The organism is Halobacteriovorax sp. RT-2-6 (genome assembly GCF_047085025.1).
GTDB lineage: Bacteria > Bdellovibrionota > Bacteriovoracia > Bacteriovoracales > Bacteriovoracaceae > Halobacteriovorax_A.
This window is the reverse complement of record NZ_JBKIYH010000001.1, coordinates 570,070-595,183: the sequence shown is the minus strand read 5'-3', so window position 1 is coordinate 595,183 and position 25,114 is coordinate 570,070. Positions and strand designations below refer to the sequence as shown.

General features: G+C 37.4%; 16 protein-coding genes. 10 read left to right on the top strand and 6 right to left on the bottom strand.

All coding sequences use genetic code 11. The features are described from left to right. Nucleotides 1-6: 6 nt before the first annotated feature. Entirely contained in the window at nucleotides 7-1,248 is a 1,242-nt protein-coding gene (locus ACMAYS_RS02710; protein ID WP_103217446.1) for a CinA family nicotinamide mononucleotide deamidase-related protein, read from the bottom strand. Between the two features lie 90 nt (nucleotides 1,249-1,338). Between ACMAYS_RS02710 and ACMAYS_RS02705 the strand changes: the two genes are divergently transcribed. Next, a complete protein-coding gene (locus ACMAYS_RS02705) occupies nucleotides 1,339-2,889 on the top strand; it encodes an NAD(P)/FAD-dependent oxidoreductase (protein ID WP_392991682.1) in 1,551 nt (516 codons plus the stop codon). Here ACMAYS_RS02705 and ACMAYS_RS02700 read toward each other — a convergent pair. Continuing rightward, complete coding sequence (locus ACMAYS_RS02700; RefSeq protein ID WP_412462690.1) at nucleotides 2,886-9,704, bottom strand: tandem-95 repeat protein; 6,819 nt, start codon at nucleotides 9,702-9,704, stop codon at nucleotides 2,886-2,888. The genes ACMAYS_RS02705 and ACMAYS_RS02700 overlap by 4 nt on opposite strands. Before the next feature lie 185 nt (nucleotides 9,705-9,889). Further along, nucleotides 9,890-11,809, bottom strand: a complete 1,920-nt coding sequence (locus ACMAYS_RS02695) for an ABC-F family ATP-binding cassette domain-containing protein (RefSeq protein ID WP_392991687.1) — start codon at nucleotides 11,807-11,809, stop codon at nucleotides 9,890-9,892. A 131-nt stretch (nucleotides 11,810-11,940) separates the two neighbouring features. Between ACMAYS_RS02695 and ACMAYS_RS02690 the strand changes: the two genes are divergently transcribed. Genes ACMAYS_RS02690 through ACMAYS_RS02665 form a run of 6 tightly spaced genes read left to right on the top strand, consistent with a single transcriptional unit; the run spans nucleotide 11,941 to nucleotide 17,698 of the window. Beyond that, nucleotides 11,941-13,089 (top strand): hypothetical protein, encoded by a 1,149-nt coding sequence (locus ACMAYS_RS02690; protein WP_412462689.1) that lies wholly within the window; start codon nucleotides 11,941-11,943, stop codon nucleotides 13,087-13,089. Nucleotides 13,090-13,109: 20 nt separating this feature from the next. Beyond that, nucleotides 13,110-14,546 (top strand): phytoene desaturase family protein, encoded by a 1,437-nt coding sequence (locus ACMAYS_RS02685; RefSeq protein ID WP_412462688.1) that lies wholly within the window; start codon nucleotides 13,110-13,112, stop codon nucleotides 14,544-14,546. Between the two features lie 12 nt (nucleotides 14,547-14,558). Then, nucleotides 14,559-15,299, top strand: a complete 741-nt coding sequence (fabG, locus tag ACMAYS_RS02680) for a 3-oxoacyl-ACP reductase FabG (protein ID WP_392991691.1) — start codon at nucleotides 14,559-14,561, stop codon at nucleotides 15,297-15,299. Further along, the gene (gene fabZ, locus ACMAYS_RS02675; protein WP_412462687.1) at nucleotides 15,299-15,709 is read left to right on the top strand and encodes a 3-hydroxyacyl-ACP dehydratase FabZ; all 411 of its coding nucleotides are present in this window, start codon (nucleotides 15,299-15,301) and stop codon (nucleotides 15,707-15,709) included. Before fabG ends, fabZ begins: the two co-directional genes overlap by 1 nt. 9 nt (nucleotides 15,710-15,718) lie before the next feature. Beyond that, complete coding sequence (locus ACMAYS_RS02670; RefSeq protein WP_103217438.1) at nucleotides 15,719-16,501, top strand: enoyl-ACP reductase; 783 nt, start codon at nucleotides 15,719-15,721, stop codon at nucleotides 16,499-16,501. Between the two features lie 42 nt (nucleotides 16,502-16,543). Then, nucleotides 16,544-17,698, top strand: coding sequence for a hypothetical protein (locus tag ACMAYS_RS02665; protein WP_412462686.1), 1,155 nt, complete (start codon nucleotides 16,544-16,546; stop codon nucleotides 17,696-17,698). A 5-nt stretch (nucleotides 17,699-17,703) separates the two neighbouring features. Here ACMAYS_RS02665 and ACMAYS_RS02660 read toward each other — a convergent pair whose 3' ends face one another. Then, a complete protein-coding gene (locus ACMAYS_RS02660) occupies nucleotides 17,704-18,132 on the bottom strand; it encodes a hypothetical protein (protein WP_103217436.1) in 429 nt (142 codons plus the stop codon). 48 nt (nucleotides 18,133-18,180) lie between these two features. Between ACMAYS_RS02660 and ACMAYS_RS02655 the strand changes: the two genes are divergently transcribed. The 3 genes from ACMAYS_RS02655 (at nucleotide 18,181) to ACMAYS_RS02645 (ending at nucleotide 22,817) form a co-directional block, all read left to right on the top strand. Beyond that, nucleotides 18,181-19,857, top strand: coding sequence for an ABC transporter ATP-binding protein (locus ACMAYS_RS02655; protein WP_392991696.1), 1,677 nt, complete (start codon nucleotides 18,181-18,183; stop codon nucleotides 19,855-19,857). Then, nucleotides 19,857-21,662 (top strand): ABC transporter ATP-binding protein, encoded by a 1,806-nt coding sequence (locus tag ACMAYS_RS02650; protein ID WP_412462685.1) that lies wholly within the window; start codon nucleotides 19,857-19,859, stop codon nucleotides 21,660-21,662. The genes ACMAYS_RS02655 and ACMAYS_RS02650 overlap by 1 nt, the downstream gene beginning before the upstream one ends. Before the next feature lie 96 nt (nucleotides 21,663-21,758). Further along, nucleotides 21,759-22,817, top strand: coding sequence for a methyltransferase domain-containing protein (locus ACMAYS_RS02645; RefSeq protein WP_392991700.1), 1,059 nt, complete (start codon nucleotides 21,759-21,761; stop codon nucleotides 22,815-22,817). Nucleotides 22,818-22,819: 2 nt separating this feature from the next. Here the strand turns inward: ACMAYS_RS02645 and ACMAYS_RS02640 are convergent, their stop codons facing one another. Then, the gene (locus ACMAYS_RS02640) at nucleotides 22,820-23,857 is read right to left on the bottom strand and encodes a Ppx/GppA phosphatase family protein (RefSeq protein ID WP_158246829.1); all 1,038 of its coding nucleotides are present in this window, start codon (nucleotides 23,855-23,857) and stop codon (nucleotides 22,820-22,822) included. Beyond that, nucleotides 23,844-25,019: a DNA cytosine methyltransferase gene (locus ACMAYS_RS02635; RefSeq protein WP_103217431.1), complete on the bottom strand. Its 1,176-nt coding sequence runs from the start codon at nucleotides 25,017-25,019 to the stop codon at nucleotides 23,844-23,846. The genes ACMAYS_RS02640 and ACMAYS_RS02635 overlap by 14 nt, the downstream gene beginning before the upstream one ends. Nucleotides 25,020-25,114 lie beyond the last annotated feature (95 nt).

Sequence of the window (25,114 nt, the reverse complement as noted above, 5' to 3'; positions counted from 1 at the left end):
CGTACCTTATAGGTCGCGTACCTTTGCAAGTAGTAGGATCAAACCTTGCTGACAGAATTTATTTTTCAAACGAGTTCGATCTCCGCGAAACTCATATCTTTGCGCTGATACACCATCTTTTGTGGCAACGCCGATACATACTGTTCCAACAGGTTTGCCAGGAGTCGCACCACCAGGGCCGGCAATTCCAGTATACGAAATTGCAATGTCAACACCTAGGGCCTTGCGAGAACCAGCGGCCATCTCCGTTGCTGTTTCGTTACTAACGGCACCATGATTTTTTAGTGTTTCATTTTTAACGTGAATAATATTTTCTTTTACTGAATTAGCGTAACTTACGACTCCACCTAAAAAGACAGACGATGACCCTGATACATTTGTGATTGTTGAACTGGCCAGTCCACCTGTGCAGCTTTCGGCAAAGCCAATTGTGAGTCCTTTCGCTTTTGCTTCTTCAACAATAACTTCTTCGATTGTACGAAGGCCATAAGTCCAAATATTATTTTTTAACTCTGTTGCTTCAATGATATCTCTAATTCTTTGACGTGATTCTTCATTTTGAAATTGTGGCCTAAGATTAATGGTAATATCAACTCCTGAGACGATTGGAAGTGAGCTAACTTTTCCAAATTCTTCCAAGTCTTCCCAAAGTGTAGGGCAAAGCTTAAAGAAGATTGTCTCTTCTGGAATGCTGTGAGTACGGCACACAAAAAGTTCGTGACCACTTTCAGCTCGGTTTTTTAGAAGTGGCACAATACTATCTCTAACCATCGTTTGGCATTCGCGAGGAACACCCGGTGTACAAAAAATCTCACATTTTCCTAACTTTGCATGAATTCCTGGAGCAAGGCCAGATGGATTATAAATAGGAGAGGTATCTTTTGGCAGCATATGATAGTTGCTCACTTCACGTGAAAACGTTCTGCCAAATGTTTCGTATTGCCTAATTGCTATCTTTTCTGCTTCGAGGTTTTCAACGAGTTCAACACCTAGTACATTTGCCACAATGGATTTTGTTAAGTCATCTTTTGTTGGCCCAAGCCCACCTGTGATGATAAGAAAGTCATTCTCAGCGGCCTGTTTCTTAATTTCTTGAGTTACTTGATCAAATTTGTCACCTAGGATTGTGCACTTATTGAAGTCAAAGCCTAGAGGAGCGATCTCTTTTGCAAGTATTTGCAGGTTAAGATCATTAATTTTTGCATTTAGCAGCTCGTCACCAATGATTATTTGGGAAATTTTGGCCATGTTAATCCTTTAATTTGGGCAAGATAGGTTATAATATACGCTGATTATTTTAACACATAACTTTATCATATAGAGAAAGAAAGAGTACGAATGAGTAAAATTACGAATTTTAAATTAGACTACGATCAAGACCTAGAGTTTTATCTAAACAAAAACTTTCCTGGTTTCGCTGATTATCGAATCCATAACAAGGCCCTTGATGCTCGTGGAGCTAATCGCGGTAAAAAACCAATCTATAATTTTAAAGTTGAAATTATTTATCCTGGTGAAGAGTTTGCTGCGTATCGAGAGCAGTTTAACTTTCTTGATAACTTTTCTAAGACACCAATTATTATTGGTGCAGGACCTGCTGGCCTATTTTGTGCACTACGCTTAGCGGAATATGGAATTAAATCGATCATTATTGAAAGAGGAGATCGTGCTCATAATCGTATGAAGCATATTGCTCGTTTTTGGCGATACAATGAATTTGACGATGATAATAATGTTTGTTTTGGTGAAGGTGGAGCGGGACTTTTCTCTGATGGGAAATTAATCACGCGTATTAAGTCACCTTACGTACAATATGTCATGAATCGTTTTGTTGATTTTGGTGCGCCTCCTGAGACGGCCTATGTATCTAACCCGCACTTAGGATCTAATAAGATTCGTGGGCTAATCAAACAAATCACTGATCATCTTAAAGAAAAAGGATGTGAGATTCACTATAATGTGAAGGTGGATGAAATACTTTTTGAGGACGATAAGAAAGTTGCCGGTGTTAAGCTGAGTGATGGAAGAACACTTGAGAGTAATAACGTTGTTCTAGCTACAGGTCACTCTGCTAAAGAAATTTATTATCATTTAAAAGAAAAAGAAGTTGCGATGGAGGCCAAGGACTTTGCTGTTGGTGTGCGTATTGAGCATCGCCGCTCGCAAGTTGATTTTCTTCAATATGGACGCTTTGTTCAAGAAGATCTTGGTGCCGCTCGCTATAAACTTACATACCACAACAAGAACGTTGATAAAGGAACATACTCTTTTTGTATGTGTCCAGGTGGCTACGTTTTATCTTCTGGAACTGATGCTGATGGGATTGTTGTAAACGGAATGAGTAACTTTGCAAGAAACTCGCCTTGGTCAAACTCTGCACTTGTTGTTTCTGTAAATGCAGGAAAAGATTTTGGTCTTGATGATGTATTAAATGGTCATTATTTTCAACGTGAAATTGAAAAGAAAGCCTATGAAGCTTCGCTTGCTAATGCATCTGGAAAAGAGATTCCATCACAAAGAGTACAAGACTTTCTTGATGGCCGTGTTTCTAAAGATCTTCCAAAGACATCTTGTCCGTCAGGAATCTTTTCACATAACTTAACAACTATTCTTCCAGAGTTTATTGCTCAAGGTCTTCGTGAAGGACTAGAGTCTTTTGATAAGAAAATGAAGGGGTTTGTAAATAATGATGCCCTTTTATTGGCACCGGAGACTCGTACTTCGGCACCTGTAACTATAAAAAGAAGTCGCGCGACTTTTGAATCAGATTCTCATAAAGGTTTATACCCTTGTGGCGAAGGTGCTGGTTATGCAGGTGGTATTACATCTGCTGCCGTTGATGGTGTTAAAGTTGCAATGGCAATGATTCGTAAAGAAAAAAATATCTAAAGAAAATACTCTGCAACTGCAAATAATCCATTTTGTACGACTAAGAAGTGTACAGAATGATTAGTTGGGTTGTAGAGAATTTTTCTCTGTGATGTATAGCAATCAACTTGCGCATCCCAACTTAATTCAGTTTCGATATCATCCGTAAAATTATATTGCCACATTTTATTACTTGCACAGTAATAGTAGTATTCTTTTGAATTATAGCGAACGTGTGTGAAACCATTAGTTGTTCTTGGTAACATCGTGTAGTCAACGATATTTCCGTCACCACCTTTTATCATAACTCGAGCAGAACTTGTTTGCTTAAACATCCAACCAAGAGTTGAGTCATAATGTGAGTTTACCATACCACCATATGTTGGTACACGTGAGCTTGCTAGAGGAGTAGCTGCACTATAGAAATTTCCACGCTCTGTATCAGGCATACCTGCAAAATGAGATTGACGGTAGCTATCATTCATATCGTATAGCTTTATAAATGCATCAGAAGTCGTTGATCCGTTATAACGTGACTTGTGAAGCATAAGCTCGCCATTTGCCACCCCAAGAATTTGCTCATTATACCAGTCAAATTTAATATCTGTTCCGACTAGTCCATCGGATGCAGCATCAAAGTACCAAGTGGCACCACTTCCAATAACTCGAGTATTGGTTAATGTTGTTCTGCTGTAGCGATTTACACCTGAACCAACATCATCAAAAATATCTCCTGTTGTTCGATCAACTGAGAAGCTATAAGATCTCGCTGAGTAGCCACCAACAATAGTTTCGATGGTTCCACCAATTGTAAATTCTCTGTATGTTCCTGAAACGTAATCACCGACAACTATTGTATTATCTAGGCCATTATCTTTACCCCAATCGATTTGCCAAGAAGCCGAAATACGAGCTGATAGAGCACTTTCTCCATCACCTGAAGAAGAGAATTGACCTGCTAGGGTAACGATATTACCACTGTCATCTAAAGTTCTAATTAGTCCATGATCATTGAAATAGATTTTACCTTGTTGGTTAACAAAGTAACCTTGAAGGTCTATTGGACATGAAGTCGCTGCCGTTCCATCTGCACATGGTGTGCTCGATGTTGAATCAGTACCAAGAACTCTCGTATACGTATTTGTTACATGATCATAGAGCATTAGGTTGCGGCCATGGTTGTAATCAAAATAGATTTTTCCATCAAGGCCTGTTTTGTAAATTGAGCGATAACCTGTATAGATATCATAAGGTGCTGTGGCATTATATGTCGTTGTTGGTGTACCCGATGCGTAGTCTAGTCTAGCGACACGGTAATGCGTATTTCCTGTGACAGGCTTATGAACACTTACATGCATATGCTCAAGAGCCGAGTTTACCGCATTATAGGCGATGGCCATATTCGTCACACTTTTTCCTGACCAACTATAAGTGTCCTCATTGTAGATACCGACACCATCGATTTGGATACGATTGACTATATTTTCGCTTGCATCAAAGTGAAACCAATTGCGATCAGTATTACTTGAAGTACTTCTAAAGTAGAGGTCGCCATTTGGTAGAGGAACTAGAGTACCTAGAAAGCGATGAAAGCTTGCAATGTCGATAGCACTTGGTGCAAAACTTGTTCCTGGATTAGAGTTCGATCCTCCACCTACTAGAGTCGATATTTGCCAAGGAGTCGTATTCATATCAATTCGTCTAATACTGCCCTTATCGACAATGAGAAGCCCATTGTTGTAGTCAAGAGTAATGGCACTTGCAAAGCCAATTGTGGCATTCTCAATTGATCCGCCATCTCCACTTGGTGTACCTGTTGTTGGTAATAATTCTTTAATAATTCCTGTGGCAGGATCAACCCATAAGAGTCCTGCATCAAGGTCACGATAGAAAATATCTCCACGATCAGTGACTACCGTTGAGAATAGATCAATCTCATATGTTGAATTTCCATCTTTAAAAATAACAGAACGCCCACTTCCGCCAATACCTTTTTCTGTACTTCCCGCAATGATTCTAAAATTAGATTCATTTAGAGGTGCAGATGTCATAAAGGTTTCACTACCATCGCTATCAAGGGCAACAACTCTGATCTTATAAACAGAGTCCGTAGGAGAAAGTCCTGTAAGTCTGATACAACCTGTTTCTTGGGCCGTAATTGTACAACCACTTCCTTGAATATTTGCAATATTGTCCATAAGAAGCTGGTACTTTTCTTCTGTTCCATCAAGATATGAGTAGTAGATACTGATAGGGTTAGTTGCTAGTCCTTCATTATCGATGGCCTTCCATTTTACATATATATCGCTATCTTTAGGGGCCTGAAGTTGTGACAGAGTCGCTGGTGAACTCGGCGTATTTGTATTTGTTGCAATGATATTGAAAATCTCTGGAGGTGTACCAGGCAGATAATTAATTGAATCAGTATCAACACTTGTCACTTGTGTATTTGTTGAGATATTTCCTGCTGCATCAGCGGCCCAAGCGTAGACACTATAACTATTTGTAACAAAACCGATTCTCACATATAAATTATCTGCACTCGTAATCGTTATATTTTGTGCTCTTTTGGCCTCTGGAAGTGTTGTGAAACATTCATCATTGATACTTGATGGTGCAGTTGTATCATCATATTTAAGGCAAATATATGTAATATCTGATGCAGTATCAGCAGCAACGAGATCGACTTGTATATTATTATTTCCTGTTGTTGTGGCACCACCATTTAAAGAGATTGAAGAGATAGTAGGAGCGCTCCCATCAATAACAAAATTCTTCTGAACCGTTGTGCTATGTCCGGCAGCATCTGTAAAACTAACTTCAAAGATTGCATTATTGACCTCTGGACCTAAGTTAATATCAGCAGAGTAGCTCTTTGAAATATTCTCACTTGTAACAGCTGCTACCGCTGTCAGATTTTGCCAAGCACCACCGTCGTAAAATCTTAGTGAAAAATTATTTGCAACAGAATCAATATGCTTTTCAGTAAGTGTCCATGTGAATGTTTTTGTTGAATTTTGTCCATACGATGTAAATGAGTCATGCGCAATCTGTGGAGCCATTGAGTCAATCCAAAAGATATTAGATTCGACTGTATTCGTATTACCCGCTAGGTCACTTAGAGAAACTCTTACTTTAGCATCTTCAATATTTAGGTTTGGAACACTCCATGCTTGAGTGAATGTTGTATTTGTAAGTGGGCCTACACTTGCATTTAGTGATGAAGTGATATTCACCCAATTACTTCCATTCCAATAGTCGATTGTATGAGTTTGGGCCGCAGAGATATTATCCTCAGTTACATCCCAAGAAAGTGTTACGCTATTTGATCCAGCTTGATTCGCTATTGTCGCAATTGAGATCGTTGGGGCCTGTGTATCATAAAAAACAGAGATATCAGTTGATGTCGTTGATACATTACCATTCACATCTTTTGACCATGCCTTAAGTGTGTGTAGACCTTGGTTCGTATTGGCCAGTGTGTATGTAATTGCTGAGGCCGTCGTCGTACAAGACTGCCAAGCACTATCTGCTTCAGTAGGCTGAGTTCCTTCATTTATTAGGACAAAGTTAATATCACTACATGAGCTTACTGTTAGATTATTACTTGTAGAAGAAGTATAAAGGGCCGAGCTTAGTGCTATTGAAGGTGGCGCTGAAGGTGTTTTATCTGAAACTGTAATTGATACCGTTGCAGTACTTAGAGCATCCGTAGTTGAGTCATTTGCAATGAATGTGAATGAATCTGTACCATTGAAATTCACATTAGATGTATATGTACAAGTCAGATCAGTTCCATAACTTCCTGTCGTAATACAATCCGAAAGTACTCCATTTGTAGGGAGAGAGACAATCTTATAAGTTAAGCTATCACCATCCACATCTGTCGCATTCGATAAAGTAATACTAAGTGGAGTGTTGTCATCTGTTGAATAGCTCTGGTTGGCCGCCATCACTGGTGCATCATTGATTGAATTCACATCAATTGTTACTGTTGTAGTATTCGAATCTAAACTCGCATCACTTGCTTTATAAGTGAATGTCGTTTGGCCATTGAAGTTTGTACTTGGTGTATAAGTACATGCTCTTGAGTTACCTTGGTCGCAGACAAGACTTCCGCTAGCAGTCGTTGATACGATTGTATAGGTAAGAGCATCATTTTCAATATCTGTAGCTGCATTTAGATCAAAGCTAATTGGTGTGTCTTCATTTGTTAAAACGCTTTGAGTTGCCAATAACACCGGAGCATCATTAACAGCAGTTATATTAATTGTAATTGTTGCCTCTGTAGGTGAGTCAACTAATGTATCGTTTGCTCGATATGTAAATGTGTCAGTACCATTAAAGTTTAAGTTTGGTGTATAATCGCAAGTTATATCTGTTGTATAGCTTCCAGTCGTTAAGCAATTTGAAAGAGTACCATTTGTTGGTCCTGTAATAAGTTTGTACTGGAGAGTCTGTGTAGGCATATCAATGTCAGTAGCATTGTTTAGTGTGAAGCTTACAAGTGTGTCTTCATTAGTTGAAATCGTTTGATCATTACCTATAAGTGGAGCATCGTTTTCCGATGATATTGTGATTGTTGCGGTTGCTATATTTGAATCAAGATTTCCGTCATTTACTTTATATGTGAAAGAATCAACACCATTGAAATTAGATGCGGGCATATACTGGCAATCTCTTGAAGTACCACCAGTACAAGTCAAAACACCGTTTGATGTTGTTGAGACGATACTATAAGTGAGTGCATCGGCATCAATATCACTACCTGTATTTAATGTGAAGGCCACTAGTGTGTCTTCAGCTGTTGCTAGGGACTGTGTTGAACTCAGAGTAGGAGCGTCATTTACAGGAGTTGTATTAATTGTAACGGTTGCTTGTCCAACTGAGTCGTATTGACCGTCATTGACAATATAAGTAAATGTATCGCTACCATTGAAATCTGCATTTGGTGTATATGTACAAGTTAAGTCTGCAGTATAGCTGCCCGTCGTGAAGCAGTTTGAAAGGGTACCATTACTTGGTGGTGTGATTAATTTATAACTTAGTTGTGCACTTGTGTTGTCGATATCAGTTGAATCACTTAATGTGAAATTTAAAGCAGTGTCTTCTATTGCAGTAAAAATTTCATTTGCAGCAATTGATGGCCTATCATTAACATTGGCAACATTCAGATTAACTGTCGCAATATTTGAGTCAAGTTCGGAATCATTGGCCTTATAAGTAAAGCTATCTGTTCCAGTGAAGTTTAAGTTAGGCGTATAGGTACAACTTGTTGTCCCTGGATCACAAGTAAGAGTTCCGTTTGTTGGCTGTGACACAATTGTATAAGTTAGCGAGAACGAATCAGGATCAACAGCTTCAGTTAGACTAAAATCGAGGCCTGAATCTTCTGTCGTATTAATTGTTTGAGGCGTTGCTAAAGTTGGCGCATCATTAACTTGATTTATGTCGATCTCGTAACTTTTCTCATGGAATGGTAGAGTTGTATCAACGCGATCGTTACCACTTTGTTTCTTTCCAACTTTTAACGTAATAATTGCTTTAGGAAGTGTATTTGATGGAGGAGTGTAATTCCATACGTTTCCTGTTCCACTTGAAACGCCGTCAACAAACCATTCGTAAGCAATTTGATAAGTCGAATCCCAGTGTTCAGCAAGGGCCGAGAATTCAGAGGAAAGGCCTTCATCCATTAATGTTGCATATAAAATACTCTTTATTTTAGGCTTAGAGCTTTTTAAAATATCTAAGTTTTCACCCTCTGTTAACTCGTTAAAAGTCGACTGTATTTCAGTATCACTTTCAATCTGTGTGTAGGCATCTTCCAAATTAGTAAGATTATCAGCAAGCGTATTTGCTAGGGCCTCTTCCGCTGCTTCTAGTTTCTTAGTAAAGCTTGCATCAGTTGAATAGTTGATACTCGTTGCAGGTAGTTGTGCCAAAATTGTTGTAGCAGCAGTAATATTTTGATTCTTATAGAAACTTGTTACAATCTTTTCTAGCTCAATATCACACCCTAGTAGTTTGATCTTATAACGAGCAGGAGCAGTCAGGTCTAACTCTAGTTCACTTATATTAAATTCAAATTGAGTCGAAGTTGATATTGTCTCTAGATCAATTGGATTATCTTCAAGAATTGACATCGTTACCGTATCAAATATTGCAACCTTTGGATCCGTACATGTTGTTGCTGCATACGCACTAAATTGTCGTGTAAAGAAAGTCGTATGAGTAATGACTCCATTAAGTGGTGGAACTAGTCCCTGTAGTCTTGGAGTTGGCGGTATGTACGGGTTTGATTTTCCGGAGTTTGTCGTACTAGAGCTTGACCTTGTATTTGTTTCTTCGCTTTGGGGCGCTGTTGATGTTTGGTAATAAAAGCTTGTTGAGCTTGAATTTGACTTATCTTCTTCTTTTTTAAACGTGTTGTTATCTGATGCACTTGATTGTGAAGTATTTGAGTAAGAGGCAGCATTATTATTTGATGAGCTAACAGGAGCTGGCGCCGAATTAAGTGATGTATAACCAACAGAAGTATTTGTTTGGTCCTGAGGGCGATTGTTGATGTAAGCGATTTCTGCTTCTTCACTTACATATTCAGGTGTGTTTGGTAATTTTACCTTAGCTGATTCAATATTCTTAATTTGCCCTGTATTTGAAACTTTTGAGCTAGTGGATGCTAATGTGCGTTTTGAATTCTTTTCTTGATCATTTACGATTTTATTTGTTGATGTCGGGTTGTTTGAGCTAATAAGACCTTCGTCTTTGGAATTCTTATTTGTTAATATTAAGACCAACGTTAATATGACGATGGCCGAAATTGCCTTTAGTCTCAAACTTGTTCCTATCCTGTTTACGTTCCGCTTTATTAGCCAAGTTCTTATCGGTTAATTTACATACTTTTTTAGTACTTTTTGATCATAGCAGATCAATTAAATCATAAAGAATTCAGTAGGTTAGGTAGCTCTTTTGGCCACTTCCTATAGAAAATAGCCAAGCTTGTAAGGCAGTGGATTAATATCTAAGACAATAGCTCAAATAGCTCTTCAATTTTTTCATTGAGAACACTCTTTTTTTGGTTAAGGCCTGCAATTAGTTGGTTCTTCTCATCATCCATATTAGAGTAATCAAAACGAGAAAGAAGCTCATCAATTTTAGCAATTTGCTCCTCAATATCCATAATTTCGCTTTCAATTTTATCAGTATCAACATTTGGTTTTATTTCACTGATAACTTGTGTTTCAATTACCTGGTTGGCCTTAGGCCTTGTTTCTTCTTGTTGTTGTTTTTCAAGGTTTCTCTCAATTTCTCGTGCCTCAAGATAAGGACGAACAAATGTAAATCCGCTTGAAAATTTAGTCACTGATTGATTTTCAATTAACCACACTCGATTAGTGATATTTTCTAAGAAAGATCTATCGTGAGATATGATAATTACAGTACCTTGAAATTCAGAAAGTTTTTGCTCGAGAATTTCAATTGATTCAATATCTAAATCATTTGTTGGCTCATCAAAAATCCAAATATCGGCTTCATTTTTTAGATTTAGCGCGAGTTGAAGACGATTCAGCTCACCACCTGAAAAGCTTGAAAGTGGGCGATACAGCTCTCCACGATCAAAAAGGAAGTTTTGAAAATAACTTGCGACGTGGATTGAGCGGCCACTTTTGAAATGAATAAAGTCTTCACCTTCACCAAGTAGATCAAATGGTGATTTCGTTAAATCAAATTCATCTCTTTTTTGTGAAAAAAGACAAACTTTCAAATCATCAGCTCTTTTGATTGTACCTGAAGTATTTGTTAAGCGATCAGCAACAAGCTTCATGAGAGTCGATTTCCCAACTCCATTTTCTCCAAGGACACCAACTTTATCACCTTTAAAAATAGATAGGTTTACGTCTTTAAAGAGTGGTTCATGATTTTCAAAACCAAAAGAGACATCTTTGAATTGGACGAGTTGTTTCGTTTTTCGATTACTATCATTCATTGCAAGATCAAGTTGACTACGTGCCTGATCTTTTAATTTTTGTACTGCTTTTGATAGGTCGTTAAAATTTTCGACACGCTTTTTTGAACGAGTACCACGGGCCTTGATTCCTTGGCGCATCCACGCAGTCTCACGCCTAAGAGAATTTTTTAACTTTGTTAAAGAGTTGACTCTCAATTCTTCCTGGGCCGCTGTGAACTCGAGATATTGAGCATATGTTCCCTTAAATGGAGAAACAATTCCAGCGTGAATATGGAAAATTTTTGTTGTAACTTTTGAAAGTAAGTACCTATCGTGGGAGATGATAACGTGAGTCTTATTTGACTTCATGATTTCATCTTCAAATTGTTCGATTGTTTCAAAATCTAAGTGGTTTGTAGGCTCATCCCAAAGAATGAGGTTCTCTTTTGCTGTTAGGCCTAGACTAAGCTGAATCTTTTTTTGCTCTCCACCTGAGAGACCTTTCACTTTAGCATGCAGATCTGTTAGGCCAAAGGCCTTGATATAACTTTCAAAATTATTCTTAAGCTCCCAGTAGTTCCTATGCTCAAGCTCTTCCATTATTTTGTTTTGCTTCGCTAGTCCTTCTTCAGTAGCTAAGTCGAGAGAGACTAAGTCATCATTTAGTTTTTTTAGATCACGATATTGAAAATAAAAATAATCAGCAATGGTGATATCATCACTTGGAATTGTGAAGTTTTGATCGACTTTGAAAACATTAAATTCTAAGGTCGGCCCTTGTGCCTGTGTTGCTTTTTCAAATGTGAACGGTGGAGTGCACGAATCCGGTGCAAGCTCTTCATTGATAATCTTTAGCAACGAAGATTTTCCCATTCCGTTTAGGCCAATAAGACCTATTTTATCACCATGCTCAATATAGAATTGTGCGTTATTGAAAATGACTTTCTGCCCAAAGGCTAGATTGATGTTTTTTAAGTTACAAAGGATCGACATGTGTCAAATCTAACCTATTTTTAGTCATTTGGCCCAAAAAATTCTCGCCCATTTTCTAGCCGAAATGTGGCCTCTTAGGTATGATAATGCCTTTAATAACACACACTTTCACATATCTCGGGGTAAATATTATGAAGAATTTATTTAAAATAGCATTGGCCGCATTTGGAATGTTCAGTGCACAAGCGAATTATCAATTACTAGCAAGTAGTGGTGAGTTAAATCTTAACCTACCTGATCAAACATTTTGGATTAGTACTTCACTAAGACTAGAGAATTCAGGCAAGGTTTGTTTCTCTCTAAGTGGTGCGGATAATGGAATTTCAAAATATGGAATTCTATGTGGTGACAATAGTGACAATGTAAAATTATTTGCAGGAAATGGTGATGAGGCCATTAGCGAATTTTATCTTTTCAATGATGCAGCTTCTGGTCAAGATCATGTCGTGTTTGCACCTAATAATGGTTATGAGCACACAGGAATTTATACGATTAACCTTGAAACAGGTAAAAGACTTGAGCACGAAAACTTTGAAGGAATGTTTACTGGTGTCTCTGGTGTCGCAATGAATAGTGAAGACACACTTATCTACCGTCATTCTTTTGGGACAAGTAAAGCAAAAGTTGTGATTAAAACTTTAGATGAGCAAAAAGATGTGTTTACAAGTTTTACAAATGATATGGGTTATATCTTCTCTCCTGTGACAGCTGGCAATTATGTTTTAACAAAAGTTAGAATGGGGAAGTCTACTGCTGAGTCTCAACCAGATCGCCTTTACTTATACAATATCAAAAAAGGTAGTCGTCAAATTGTTATGCAAGATAGAGATGGACAACCTTCATCAAAAATTAAAGCGATTCAAAACCAATACACAGTTAATAAAAAAGGTGACATTGCTGTATGGGCGCAAACAAATGAAGGTGTAAAGCTATTTGCTTCTACTAATGGAATCATTAAGCCAATTCTATCTCTAGGTGAGATGATTTCTAAATTTGACGGATTTGCACCAGCAATGAACTCTAATGGTGACATCGTTATTCGTGGATATGATAAAGCAGGTGTTGCTGCAATCTTTAAATATGTAAATGGACAGTGGTCTAAGCTTATCGGAGAAGGAGATGCTCTTTCTATCAATGGTGTTGATTACGAAGTTGTTGATGCAACAACATCTCCATTTGTTCATGCTCCACGTATCAATGATAATGGAACTATCGCATTTATTGTTTATGTAATAAATCCAAAAACAAAAAAATTATCAACAATGGTACTAAAAAAATAATTTATTAAAAGAAAGTTAAAATGGCATTACTGAAAAAGAAAGATCCGATTACAAAATTTTATGACGTCATCATCGTGGGCTCAGGGCTTGCGGGGATGACGGCAGCTAATAAACTGGCCAAGGATGGAAGAAAAGTTCTTCTTCTTGAGGCCCATAACAAACTAGGTGGTTTTGCTACTTGGTTTAGACGACCAACGAATGAAGGTGAAAGGCATATTTTTGATATTTCTCTTCACGGATTTCCTGTTGGGATGATTAAGACTTGTCGTCGTTATTGGTCAAAAGATATCGCCGATTGTATTGAGCGTGTTGATAAAATTCGTTTTATCAATCCACAATTTGAAATTGATACAGATTTCACGAAAGAAGACTATATCAACATCATGGTTGAGAAATTCAATCTTGATCGTGAGTACGTTGTAGGATTCTTTGATGAGCTTCGTGCAATGAATTTCTATGATGATGAGGCCATGACAAACGGCCAGTTATTTGAAAAATACTTTCCGGGAAGAAATGATGTTGTTCGCTTCCTGCTTGAGCCCATTGCATACGCGAATGGTTCGACTCTTGAAGATGAGGCCATTACATTCGGGATTGTATTTTCAAATTTCATGAATAAAGGTGCTTATATCTTTAGAGGTGGTACAGATAAGCTTATCGGTATGATGAAAGATGAACTTCTTGCCAATGGAGTGGATATTAAACTTCATGCAAAGGTTGACGAAATCCTAGTCGAAGACAATATTGCAAAAGGTGTTCGTATCGGTGAGGAGAGCGTTCTTTCAAGATCCGTTCTATCTAACTCGGCCCTTTATAATACGATCTTCAAGATGACTCCAAATGCTAAATACTCAGAAAAGTTTGCAAAGGACGCGAAGGCCGTAAGAGTTAACTCATCTTCTTGCCAGGTCTTTATGGGACTAAAAGAAGGAGAGTCGATCCCAAATATTGGTGAGCTGATTTTCTATTCAAGCTCTGACAAATTTGACACTGATCTTCTGTTGTCTCCTAAAGCTTACTCTCAGACCTTCTCTATCTATTATCCAGATATGAGAAAACATATGAAGCAGAAGTATGCGGTTGTATCAAGTATCAATGCTCGATATGAAGATTGGATGCATTTAACAGATGATGAATATAAAGAACGCAAAGAATATCTTGCTCAAAATGCTATTAATACAATGGACAAATTAGTCCCAGGTTTTAAAGATAAGATAGAGCATGTGAATGTTTCTTCTCCGCGTACTGTAGAGAAGTATACACATCATCACTTTGGGTCTTCGTTTGGAACAAAGTTTGAAGGACTTGCTGTTTCTAAAGAACTTCCAAATGAAATAAAGGGCCTATTTCATGCAGGTTCAGTTGGAATTATCATGTCTGGTTGGCTTGGGGCCGCGAACTACGGTGTTATCGTAGGACATGACTTAAATACTTATTTAGATAGTTCAAAAGAATAAAAAGGGAATTATATGTTTGATTTTAAAGATCAGGTTGCAATTGTTACTGGTGGAACACGCGGAATTGGCCGTGGGATCACTGAAGCTTTCTTAAAAAGTGGGGCACGTGTTGTTGCTACTTATGCTGGAAATCATGATGCTGCAAATAACTTCAAAGCAGAGCTTGGAGAGTTAGGAGAAAACCTTTTTCTTGAAGCGTTTGATGTATCTAATGCTACAGATGTTGAAGCTTTCTGGAACCGCATGAACGAGCAATTCGAGCAAATCCATATTCTTGTTAATAACTCTGGTATTAGGAAAGATAATCTTTCTCCAATTATGCCTGATGAAGATTGGGCAAGAGTACTTGATATAAACTTAACTGGAACTTTCTTAATGACAAAGAGAGCAGTTAACCATTTCTTATCTAAGAGATACGGGCGAATCATTAATATGAGCTCTGTTGGTGGTAGTCTTGGTCTTCCTGGACAGGCCAATTACGCTGCATCGAAAGCGGGGCAAATTGCAATGAGTAAATCAATCTCAAAAGAGGTTGGTAAGAAGGGGATTACAATTAATAACGTATGTCCTGGTTTTATCGAAACTGAGCTTATTGCTGACCTTCCTGCTGAACAAGTTAAAGAGTATAAGAAACAAGTGCCTTTAAAGAGATTTGGAAAAGTCTCTGAAGTCGCACATGCAGTTCAATTTTTAGCTTCACGTGAAGCTGCCTATATCACTGGCGCTTCTCTAGAAGTAACGGGTGGACTTTAATGAGTGATTTAAATGTTAAGGACTTAATCCCTCAAAGAGAACCTTTTCTTTTTGTTGATAAGATTATCGAAAAAGAAGGCAATAAGATCGTAACAAGTTATCAGGTAACTGGTGAAGAGGACTTTTTTAAAGGTCACTTCCCTGGGAATCCAATTATGCCAGGTGTCCTTTTACAAGAGGCAATTTTTCAATCAGGTGCATGTTTAATGGCCGCTGGTGCTGATGGTGGGCTAGGTGTTGTTGCTAAAGTTTCAAATGCAAAATTCAAAAATATGGTTCGTCCTGGTGATGAGCTAGTGATGGAAGTTGAGCTTATTGAACAAATCTCTAACGCTTTCTATTTCAAGGGAAAGGCTAAGGTTGCTGGTAAGGCCGTTCTTTCAATCGAATTTACATGTGCAAAAGTATAAAGGTATAAAGTGAGTTTTTTAAATTTTGAAAATAAATTATTTCTAATAACTGGTGTTGCAAATAAGAAAAGTGTTGCTTATTTCAGTGCTAAGACAATAATTGATAATGGAGGAAGTTGCGTATTCACTGTTCAAAGTGAAGAGCATCAAGCAAAGCTTACAAAGCTTTTTCCTGATTCAAAAAGCTATATTGTTGATGTGACTGATAAAGCTCAAATCAAAGAATTAGCAATTAACTTAAAAAATGATGAAGTAAAACTAGATGGAATGCTTCACTCAATTGCTTTTGCAAATCTTACTGAGCCAAGGCCATTTCATGAAACTTCATGGGAAGACTTTGCACAGGCAACACAGATTTCTTCTTTTTCACTAGTGCAACTAGCAAATGAACTATCTGCTCTTTTTGAGCAAGATGCATCGGTGGTAACAATCTCGATTTCTGACACAAAAGCGACTTCATATGGATACATGGGACCAATCAAGTCAATGCTTGAAACAACTTGTTCATATTTAGCTAAGAGCTTTAGTGAGTTTTCGCGTGTACGATTTAATAGCGTTTGTTCAGGTCCATTAAAGACTTCTGCTTCCGCAGGAATTCCAGGCTATATCGATAATTATATCTTTGCTGAAAAGCTAACGATGAGAAAGGAAGCACTTAAGACTCAAGAAGTAGCAAATACAGTTGTTTTCTTACTATCTAATGTATCAAGTGGAATTAATGCTGCAGGGATTTTAGTCGACTGTGGAATGCGCTCTAATCACTTTGATCAATCAGTGGTTTCCGGTAAATAAGTCCATACAATCGATTTAATTTTTTTAAGTTATAATAGGGGAATGAAGTTTTTATTCCCCTTTTTTATTGCTGTAAGTTTATATGCTAACCCAACCTTCAAATCATATTGTAAGAAGGTTAGCTTTGAAAAAGATGAATCTATTTATAATGAAATCGCAAAACTTAAAGTTGATCTTGCTAATTCAAGGCCAATAGCAGCAGTTGCAGATGAGGCCCTTGGTAGTTTAATTGCTAAGAAGAGTCCTGTTGTTACAAGTTGGATCAAACGTCGAAAACTCGATATTAACGATCCTGTAAATGTCGCGAAACAGTGGCGTCTTTATTATATCGAAAATATTGTTCTATCTTCTGGAACATTTAATGAAAGGCCAAAGGCCATTCAAGATCTTTTGGATAAAGAGTTAACTGATGTCTTTTCACAGCTTTATACAAAGAAGAAAATTCTCCTTTTAGAAGATAGTTTTAGAAGAGCTAAAAAGAGTGCACTTTCTGTTTTGAAAATTCAATTGGGTGATACTAAGGCATTCAAAGAAATAAAAGAGAAAGTGGAAAAGATTAATATTTTCATTCCCAAAAAAGTCCTTGGCACTAAAGTTGCCCAAGCTCCTCGCGATTTCTTAGAGTGGGGATTTGCGTATGATCCAAAGAGTAATGAAATTAATATCGGCCTTGAAGGCTTAAATTTTGCTTTTCCCAAGTATCGTGCAAGCTTAGTGAGTTTAATGGCACACGAGATTGCTCATTCTTTTGATAGCTGTCGTTTCTCTGGTTTTTATAAGAGTAAAAATCCTTTTGATTCGATTCAGAAATGCTTAAGAAATTCAACGAGTGCAGGAGCGCTCTTTAGAGATGATTCTCAATTAAATTTCTTAGTTCAAAATAAGGTTCTAACAAAAGAAGTTGGAGACAATCTCTTGGCAAACCCTACATGCAATCGATCTCTTTACCCTCTACCTGGAAAACAGCGCGATCAACTTGATGAAGTATTCGCAGATTGGTTTAGTGCAGAAGTGGTGGCCCATAGTGGTATTGACGTTGATAGTTTAAGAAGTGAATTATGTTTAGATAAAGAATTAAGAAAAGGATCTTCCTATATCTCTAACGAAAGAAGATTAACCTCAATTTATTTAACTCAACCTACAATTGCTAAGAAGTTGAAGATAACAGAGAATGAATACCGACATTGTTCTCACTAGCTTTTCTAAGGCTTTTGAAGGTACTTTTCAAAAACCTGAATACGTTGAAGAATTTTGTTTGATAGATCTAAGAGTGACTGATCAATATTCTGCTGCAGATTTCTAAAGTCTGCCTGCATCTTCTTTACATCGTCAGCATGTTTTAATTCAAGTTTATTTAGACGCTCTTCAATAACTTTAAGCCCATCCAAATTAGTTTCTTTATTTTTGAGTTCTTCGATCTGGGCCTTAAGAGACTTTAGCTCCTTGCCCATTTTGTCATCCATGCCACTTTCAATGCGAGTGATTTCTTCTCTAATCTTTTTAACGTAATTTTCAAGAGCATCAATTCTAAATATTTTAGCGTTACCTGGGCCAGAGTCGAATTCTGCGAGTTCGGCATAAGTGTTTGCTGTGACAGAAAATATTAAAAATAAAAGAATATGAAATCTCATGTATAAATCATATAATACTTTGCAATGACTATGCATTATAAAATTTGGTTGAATTATTTACGCCGCAAAAAATCAGTTTACTTCCTAGGGATTATTTCGATAGTAGTCTGTAACTTTTGTCAGGTATTTTACTCACGTGCCATGGGGGATGTGGTGGATTTCTTCACCCATAAAACCATGCCTTCTTGGACAATTGATTACTTCATTACAGGTGACGATCTAAAGCATAAATTCTTTTTTATTTTTACAGTTGTTCTATTTTCTCGAATTATGCTCTACTTTGGCCGTGTTGGTTGGCGTATTTTTTTAGGTCGCCAGACTCATCATGCAGGTGGTTTTCTAAAAGACGATATTTGGCAAAATGCTCAATATTTTTCAATGGATACTCTTGTTAATAAATATCCAAAAGGAATTCTAATGAGTGCCGCCAATAGTGATGTTGGTCAAGCGCGCTTTGTTTTTGGGTTTACACTTGTAGGAGCTGCAGATGTGCTCTTTTTAGGTGTATTTACAATTATCTCGTTATTTTTAATTAATGTACAAATCACGATTATCTCTTTCTTAGCACTATTAATCGTTCCAATTCTTGTTCGCTATATTTCGACTATCGAAATGGAGCGCTACGATGTTGCACAAGATTATCTTTCATATTTTAATGATGAAACATCAAAGGCCATCTCTACTGTAAGACTACAGAAGCTAGGGAATACGGCCTTCTTTTGGTATAAGAGATTATTTGCTGGTGCACAAAAGTATCGAAAAATGAGACTCGATGCCAATAACACTTCAATGCTCTATATTCCTTCTTCGGGAATGGCCTCGTTGGCAACATACGTTATTCTTTTTACTTATGGTTTCACTATTCTTATGAAAGGCGAAATCACAGTAGGAGAGTTCGTTGCAATCCAAGGACTTGTTCATCTTTTACAAGAGCCATTGATGGAGCTTGGCTACATTATATCTGATTGGAGAAAGTCTTTTACTTCTCTAAGACGTCTTGCAGAGATTTATACTCACTTTAAGGAAGAGTATTTACTTGATAAGAAAGTTGAGCCTGAACTTACTGGTGATACGGTATTTAGTTTAAAGAATCTAAGCTTTAGATATGAAGAAGGAAATGACATCCTTTCTAATATTAATCTTGAAGTTAAGCGTGGAATGCGTATTGGAATTATTGGCCAGATTGGGACAGGAAAGACAACTCTGCTCAATATACTTAGTGGACTAGAGAGAGATGTAAGGGGAGATGTCGCCTTTTTTGGACGTCCTTTTACTGAGTATGGCCATAAATTTCTAAGATCACATATTACAATGGTTCATCAGAAGTCATTCCTTTTTGCGGACTCTATTCGTAATAATATTTTAATGGATCAAAATTTTGATGACGAAATTTTATGGCAAGTTTTAGAAATTGCAGGTTTAAAAAGTGATATTGAAAACTTCGATGATGGACTAGATACACAACTTGGAGAGTGGGGTGTAAATCTTTCAGGTGGTCAAAAGCAAAGACTAACTCTTGCTCGAGCACTTGTTAGAAAGCCTGAGATACTTCTTTTGGATGATTGTCTTTCTGCGGTTGATACTGTTACCGAAGAAACTATTCTATCAAATATTAATAAATACCTGCCTGAATCAACTCTCGTATGGGTTGCCCATAGAGAATCGACTCTCAAATATTGCGAGAAGGTGATTAACTTAGATCGTGCAGAAGCAGGGACTAAATAATGAGTGATGCAAAACAATTTTTAGCACAAGATGATCAAGATGAAGCTAAGCATAAGGAACAAGGACATTCGGCCTTAAAGACGACAGCATTTCTTTTCAGATTTGCAAAAGGTTATCGTCTTAAGATCTTTGTCTCAATACTGATGCTAATTACGTTTACTGTTATATCAATGCTCTCTGGTCATGCACTAGGGGTGCTTGTTGGTGAAGGTCTAGCAAAATCAAAGTGGGAACTTGCAAAAAAGTGGGCCCTTTATGTTTTAGCACTTGAGCTAGGTGGTGTCCTTATTCACTATATTGGCCGTCGTTATCTAATCGTGCAAACAAGTTATGTTATTTTAAAGATTAGAGATCGACTATTTCAAAAGCTTTCTCACTTACCACTTAAATTTTTTGATTCTTGGCCTCAGGGAAGAATTGTAACGAGAATGACTCATGATGTGGAAGGGATTGAGAAGTTTTTTACAAGCTCTCTAGGGCGCCTGGCCATCTCGATCTTAATGATTATTTCATCGGCAACAGCGATGCTTATCACTGACTTCAAAATCGGTTTAATGGTTATTTCAGGAATGATTCCTGCAGTTATTTTTCTAATTGTTACGCGAGATAAAATTGGCTCTCTAAATAGGGCCATCAGTAAGTACTCTTCAAATATTAACTCAAAGCTTTCTGAGTATATTGATGGTATTCACGTGATTCGATCGTTTGGTGTCGAGGACTGGTCTTATGACAATTTCAAGTCAGCTGTAAATGAACAGCAAGTAGTTCAGCTAAGTGCCAATACATACTATGCTCTTACAATGCCGATGCTATCATTCTTATGTGGACTACCACTTCTTATTCTTGTTTGGTTTGGTGGAAGCGCTTACTTAGATGGAACGCTTTCTCTTGCCCTGTTTATTGCTCTTTTACGTTATTGTGAGCGCTTCTTTTGGCCTGTTCTTTCTCTTTTTAGAGAAATGGCAAATATTATTACAGCGTTTACAAGTGTTAATCGTGTGGCAAACTTTATTGATGTTGAAACAGAGAGAGAGGTCTTTGATCAACGAAACGATAGACATCATACAATAAACGGTGAAGTAGAATTTAAGAACGTGACGATGGGCTATAATGATATTAGTACGGCCCTAAATGATGTTTCATTCAAGATCAATAAAGGTGAAAAAATTGGAATTGTTGGGCCAACTGGCTCAGGGAAAACGACGGCGGTTGCAGTCCTTTCTCGCCTTTATGACTATCAAAAAGGTGATGTTTTAATTGATGGTCAAAATCTTAAAGATTTAGATATCGATCACTACCGTGATCAGATTGGAATTGTTTCTCAAGATGTCATTATCTTCGATGGGACTCTTAGAGAAAATCTTTCGGTAAACCCTGATTTGACAGATAAAGACATTCTTTCAATTTGTGATAAAACAGGAATGAGTAAGGTTATGGATTACTCGAAGCTTTCTCTTGATAGTGTCTTAAAAGATGGTGGATCGAATTTATCAGCGGGTGAGAAACAGGTTATTTCGTTAACTCGTGTATGCCTACAGAATCCAAATATTCTTATTCTTGATGAGGCCACGGCCCATGTTGATCCTTACTTTGAAAAGATTCTACACGATGGAATTCACAATGTAATGGAAGGTAAAACGTCTTTCTTTATCGCTCACAGGCTCGATACAATTAAAGAGTGTGATAGAATTCTTGTTTTCAAAGATGCTAAACTTGCTGAATTTGATACTCCTGAAAATTTAATACTTCAAAGGGGTATATTCTACAATCTCACACAAGCGACAAACTCTAGTAATGGCCACTAATTTTACTTAGGGCCATTATAAAGTTATCATTAAACTAATTTAATTAGCTCATGCTTTGCAACCATGATCGTTTCAGTTAAACACATTGGAGGCAACATGAGAGTTTCTCAGTTAATGTTCTTACATTTATTAAAAGGCAAGAAAGGTGATACGAGTGATTTTACGCCAACTCAATTAGCTGGCCTCTACACTAATTCGGCACTCTTAGTCACCATTATGGACTTTCTTAAAGATGAGCTCTGGCTCAAGAAACAAGAAGATAAGCGAAATGGACAAAAGACTTCTTATAAAGATTTTATCTCTCCATTATTTGAAGATGAACTGGAGGCAGTTTCTTTTTTAAGAGAATTTCTTGTTGAGAGTGGAGCTGAGAAAATAAAAGAAATTAAGAAGCGCTCTAAGTCGATTGAAGCACACGTAATCGAATCAATCATTGATAAAAGAGGCCATGAACAAAAAGAATTCCTGATTCAATCTTTGAATACAATGAGTACACACTTTATTAAAGAAGAAAAAGATCAGGAAGGCCGAATACAGCAGATGGGCCATCAAGGTCCTAATTTATACCGTACTTTTGATAATCTCGATGACATTTTTGAACTTAATTATCAATTGGATCAAGAAATGACCTATGATTCAACCACGAAAGAACGTCTATATCAAAGGGCCGGAGTAGGAGTTCAATCGGGCTATTCTACAATACTCTTAGCACTCGAGGGAATTGATGCTAGTGCTGGAGATACTGTTGTTGATCTTGGTTCAGGCTATGGACGAGTAGGGCTTGTTTGTTCTCTTCTTAGACCTGATCTTGAATTTGTTGGCTATGAGTATGTAGATCACAGAGTAGAGGTTTCAAATAATGCCTGCCAAAATTTAGGTTTAGATGAGAGCTTAACCTTTAAAGTTCAAGATTTGTCTTTAAAGTCTTTTTCTATACCGAAAGCAGATATTTACTATCTGTACGATCCTTTCTCTAAAGAAACTTATGACTATGTATTAAATCAAATCTTAGAAATTAGTTACGAGAAAAAAATTACAATTGTCACAAAAGGTAATGCAAATAAATGGTTGATGGATATTGCTAAGGAGCAGCAATGGCCTTCGCCGATTATTATCGATGAAGGCAATCTATGTATTTTTACAAATCGTTATTAGAGTTATTCCCAGAAAGTAGGGTTGATTAGAAGTCCATGGGCCATGTTTACTTTGATAGGCTTTACTTCATCAACTTTTAGAGTCTGCATAAAACCTAGAACTAGCGCCATATTTGTCACGTCTGTCGATGCATACTTGCTGTCTATCTCTTTATCAGTAAGCTTTGCTCTTTCCAGAAGTTTGGCCAGGAGAGTTGACTGGTTATAGACGCGATTCGCTTTCTTAAATTGGCCACCAATGCTGAAGTAGTGAACACCACCAACTCCATAAACCTGATAGTCTTTTAGGTTTCCAAAGTCAGATAATTGTTCTTTTGCTGTTACTCTGGCCAGATCCATCGCTTTAAGAGCGCGCTCTTCTTTTAGTGGGTTTGGCGTCTTAGTCCCTTTTGGATAAAACTCTTTTAAAACAAGATTTTTAAAAGTAACAGATGCAACTTTTAAAAGGGCCACCTGTGTTTGTTCACCTTTTTTATCAATTGGCTTTGTGATTTGCATGCTTCCACCACCAATGTCCCAGATGGCAATCGGAGGATTTTGTGAAACATTCATTGACTTAAGTTTTGAAAGAGCTGCAGAGTAAGCAAACTTGGCTTCATCTTCTTGAGAGATAATCTCTAAGTCTACACCTGTTTGTTCTTTTAATTGATCTGCAACATCATCACCGTTTGCTGATGTTCGAAATGCTGAAGTCGCAACAGCTCTAATATCTTCGGCGCCTTCATTTTTTGCTAGATATTTAAACTCATCAAAAACATCTCTTAGACGATTTTGCATCTCTTCATTAAACTTATTGTCTTTTGAAGATTGTAGTTGATCCTTAAGAGGTACTGCTCTTTGTGCTTCAAAGAGAATCCCTTCTACCATCGCTCGACAAGTATCCACGAGTCCTACAACTAGTTTTGTCGAACCTGAGCCAAGATCAATTGCGGCCCTTTTGACGTGGCAATTAGATTGGCCTACTTTTGTTGAATCATTGCTTGTCGCACATGATATGGTTAGTAGAATTAAAAGTAGTGTCGAGATTCTAGCGATAGACAAATGCTCCTCCTCGAACATCTTCAATAATTGATTTTACTTTTGTTTTCTTTTTTACTTTTCCATCTTCTGTCGATTTAAGGTGAGCATTGTGCATCTTCTTGATTGCCGTACCAATTGCTTTACCCATTAACGGAGGAACAGCATTTCCAATCTGTCTCCACTGAGCAGAGATTGGCCCACAAAATTCAAAGTCATTTGGAAAACTTTGAATTTTTGCCGCTTCTCTTTGAGTTAGGTAGCGATGCTCTGTAGGGTGGTAATAACTATGACGATGAGTCATGATTGTTGGAGATACACTTCTCGAATCAAGTCTCTGGTACTTTGTTTGTCTAAATCGCCCCTCGCGCATTGTTTTCCAATCAACACCAAGTTTTAGCGATGGAGTAAGATACATTTTTTCGTCTTTTTCGTAACGAATTCCTTTACCTTCTGGAATACGTTTGATGCGCTTTAAATCTAGTTTAGATTTGATCTTAGCACTATCTAGGTCATGATTTAAAACATGGCCAGCTTTCGTTTCAATATCACTTAGGGCCTCACCAACAGTAACTGGTGGGCGATATGTTTTTGCTACAATTGTATCGTGAGTAATTTTTGGAAATTCTACTTTCTCGTTAACTCGACTTCCAATAAAGATTGTACGGCGTCTTTTTTCAGGTACACCATAGTTTTGAGAACTCATAACCTTAACGTCTAGGTTGTATCCAAGGGAATTGAATTTCTTAAAGATTGCCTTTAATGTTGATTCATTCTTCTTAGCAAGTAGTCCTGTCACATTTTCAATTACAACGAATTCTGGATTAGTTAGTTTCACAACTCTTACGAATTCAAGAAAAAGTTTATTTCTAATATCGTCTGGGTTTCCCGGGCCAACAGTTGAAAAACCTTGGCATGGAGGTCCACCAACAACAAGATTAACTTCAGTGTCACCAAGAACTTCTTTAATTTTTTTGTTACTTAGTTTTGAAATGTCGCCGCAATATGGATAGGCCTTTTTGTGATTATGCGCAAATGTATCCATGGCGTGTTTGTTGAAGTCAATTCCCATGACACACTCAAAACCTGCCATTTCAAGTCCACAAGAAAATCCTCCTGCGCCTGAAAAGATATCAATAAATTTTAGCTTCTTGCTTCTTTTACTATTACCCTTACTCGTTTTCATAATTTGTGTTGTGTCCTTGTGTGTTATTGCGTCGTGAATGAATATTATCTGATTTTGCGTTGAGTTATGTCAATGAATATATGAGCCTTTTGGTG

Coding starts and splice junctions, on each gene's coding strand:
- ACMAYS_RS02710 (WP_103217446.1), bottom strand. CDS start 1,248: ATGGCCAAAATTTCCCAAATAATCATTGGTGACGAGCTGCTAAATGCA.
- ACMAYS_RS02705 (WP_392991682.1), top strand. CDS start 1,339: ATGAGTAAAATTACGAATTTTAAATTAGACTACGATCAAGACCTAGAG.
- ACMAYS_RS02695 (WP_392991687.1), bottom strand. CDS start 11,809: ATGTCGATCCTTTGTAACTTAAAAAACATCAATCTAGCCTTTGGGCAG.
- ACMAYS_RS02690 (WP_412462689.1), top strand. CDS start 11,941: ATGAAGAATTTATTTAAAATAGCATTGGCCGCATTTGGAATGTTCAGT.
- ACMAYS_RS02685 (WP_412462688.1), top strand. CDS start 13,110: ATGGCATTACTGAAAAAGAAAGATCCGATTACAAAATTTTATGACGTC.
- fabG (WP_392991691.1), top strand. CDS start 14,559: ATGTTTGATTTTAAAGATCAGGTTGCAATTGTTACTGGTGGAACACGC.
- fabZ (WP_412462687.1), top strand. CDS start 15,299: ATGAGTGATTTAAATGTTAAGGACTTAATCCCTCAAAGAGAACCTTTT.
- ACMAYS_RS02665 (WP_412462686.1), top strand. CDS start 16,544: ATGAAGTTTTTATTCCCCTTTTTTATTGCTGTAAGTTTATATGCTAAC.
- ACMAYS_RS02660 (WP_103217436.1), bottom strand. CDS start 18,132: ATGAGATTTCATATTCTTTTATTTTTAATATTTTCTGTCACAGCAAAC.
- ACMAYS_RS02650 (WP_412462685.1), top strand. CDS start 19,857: ATGAGTGATGCAAAACAATTTTTAGCACAAGATGATCAAGATGAAGCT.
- ACMAYS_RS02645 (WP_392991700.1), top strand. CDS start 21,759: ATGAGAGTTTCTCAGTTAATGTTCTTACATTTATTAAAAGGCAAGAAA.
- ACMAYS_RS02635 (WP_103217431.1), bottom strand. CDS start 25,019: ATGAAAACGAGTAAGGGTAATAGTAAAAGAAGCAAGAAGCTAAAATTT.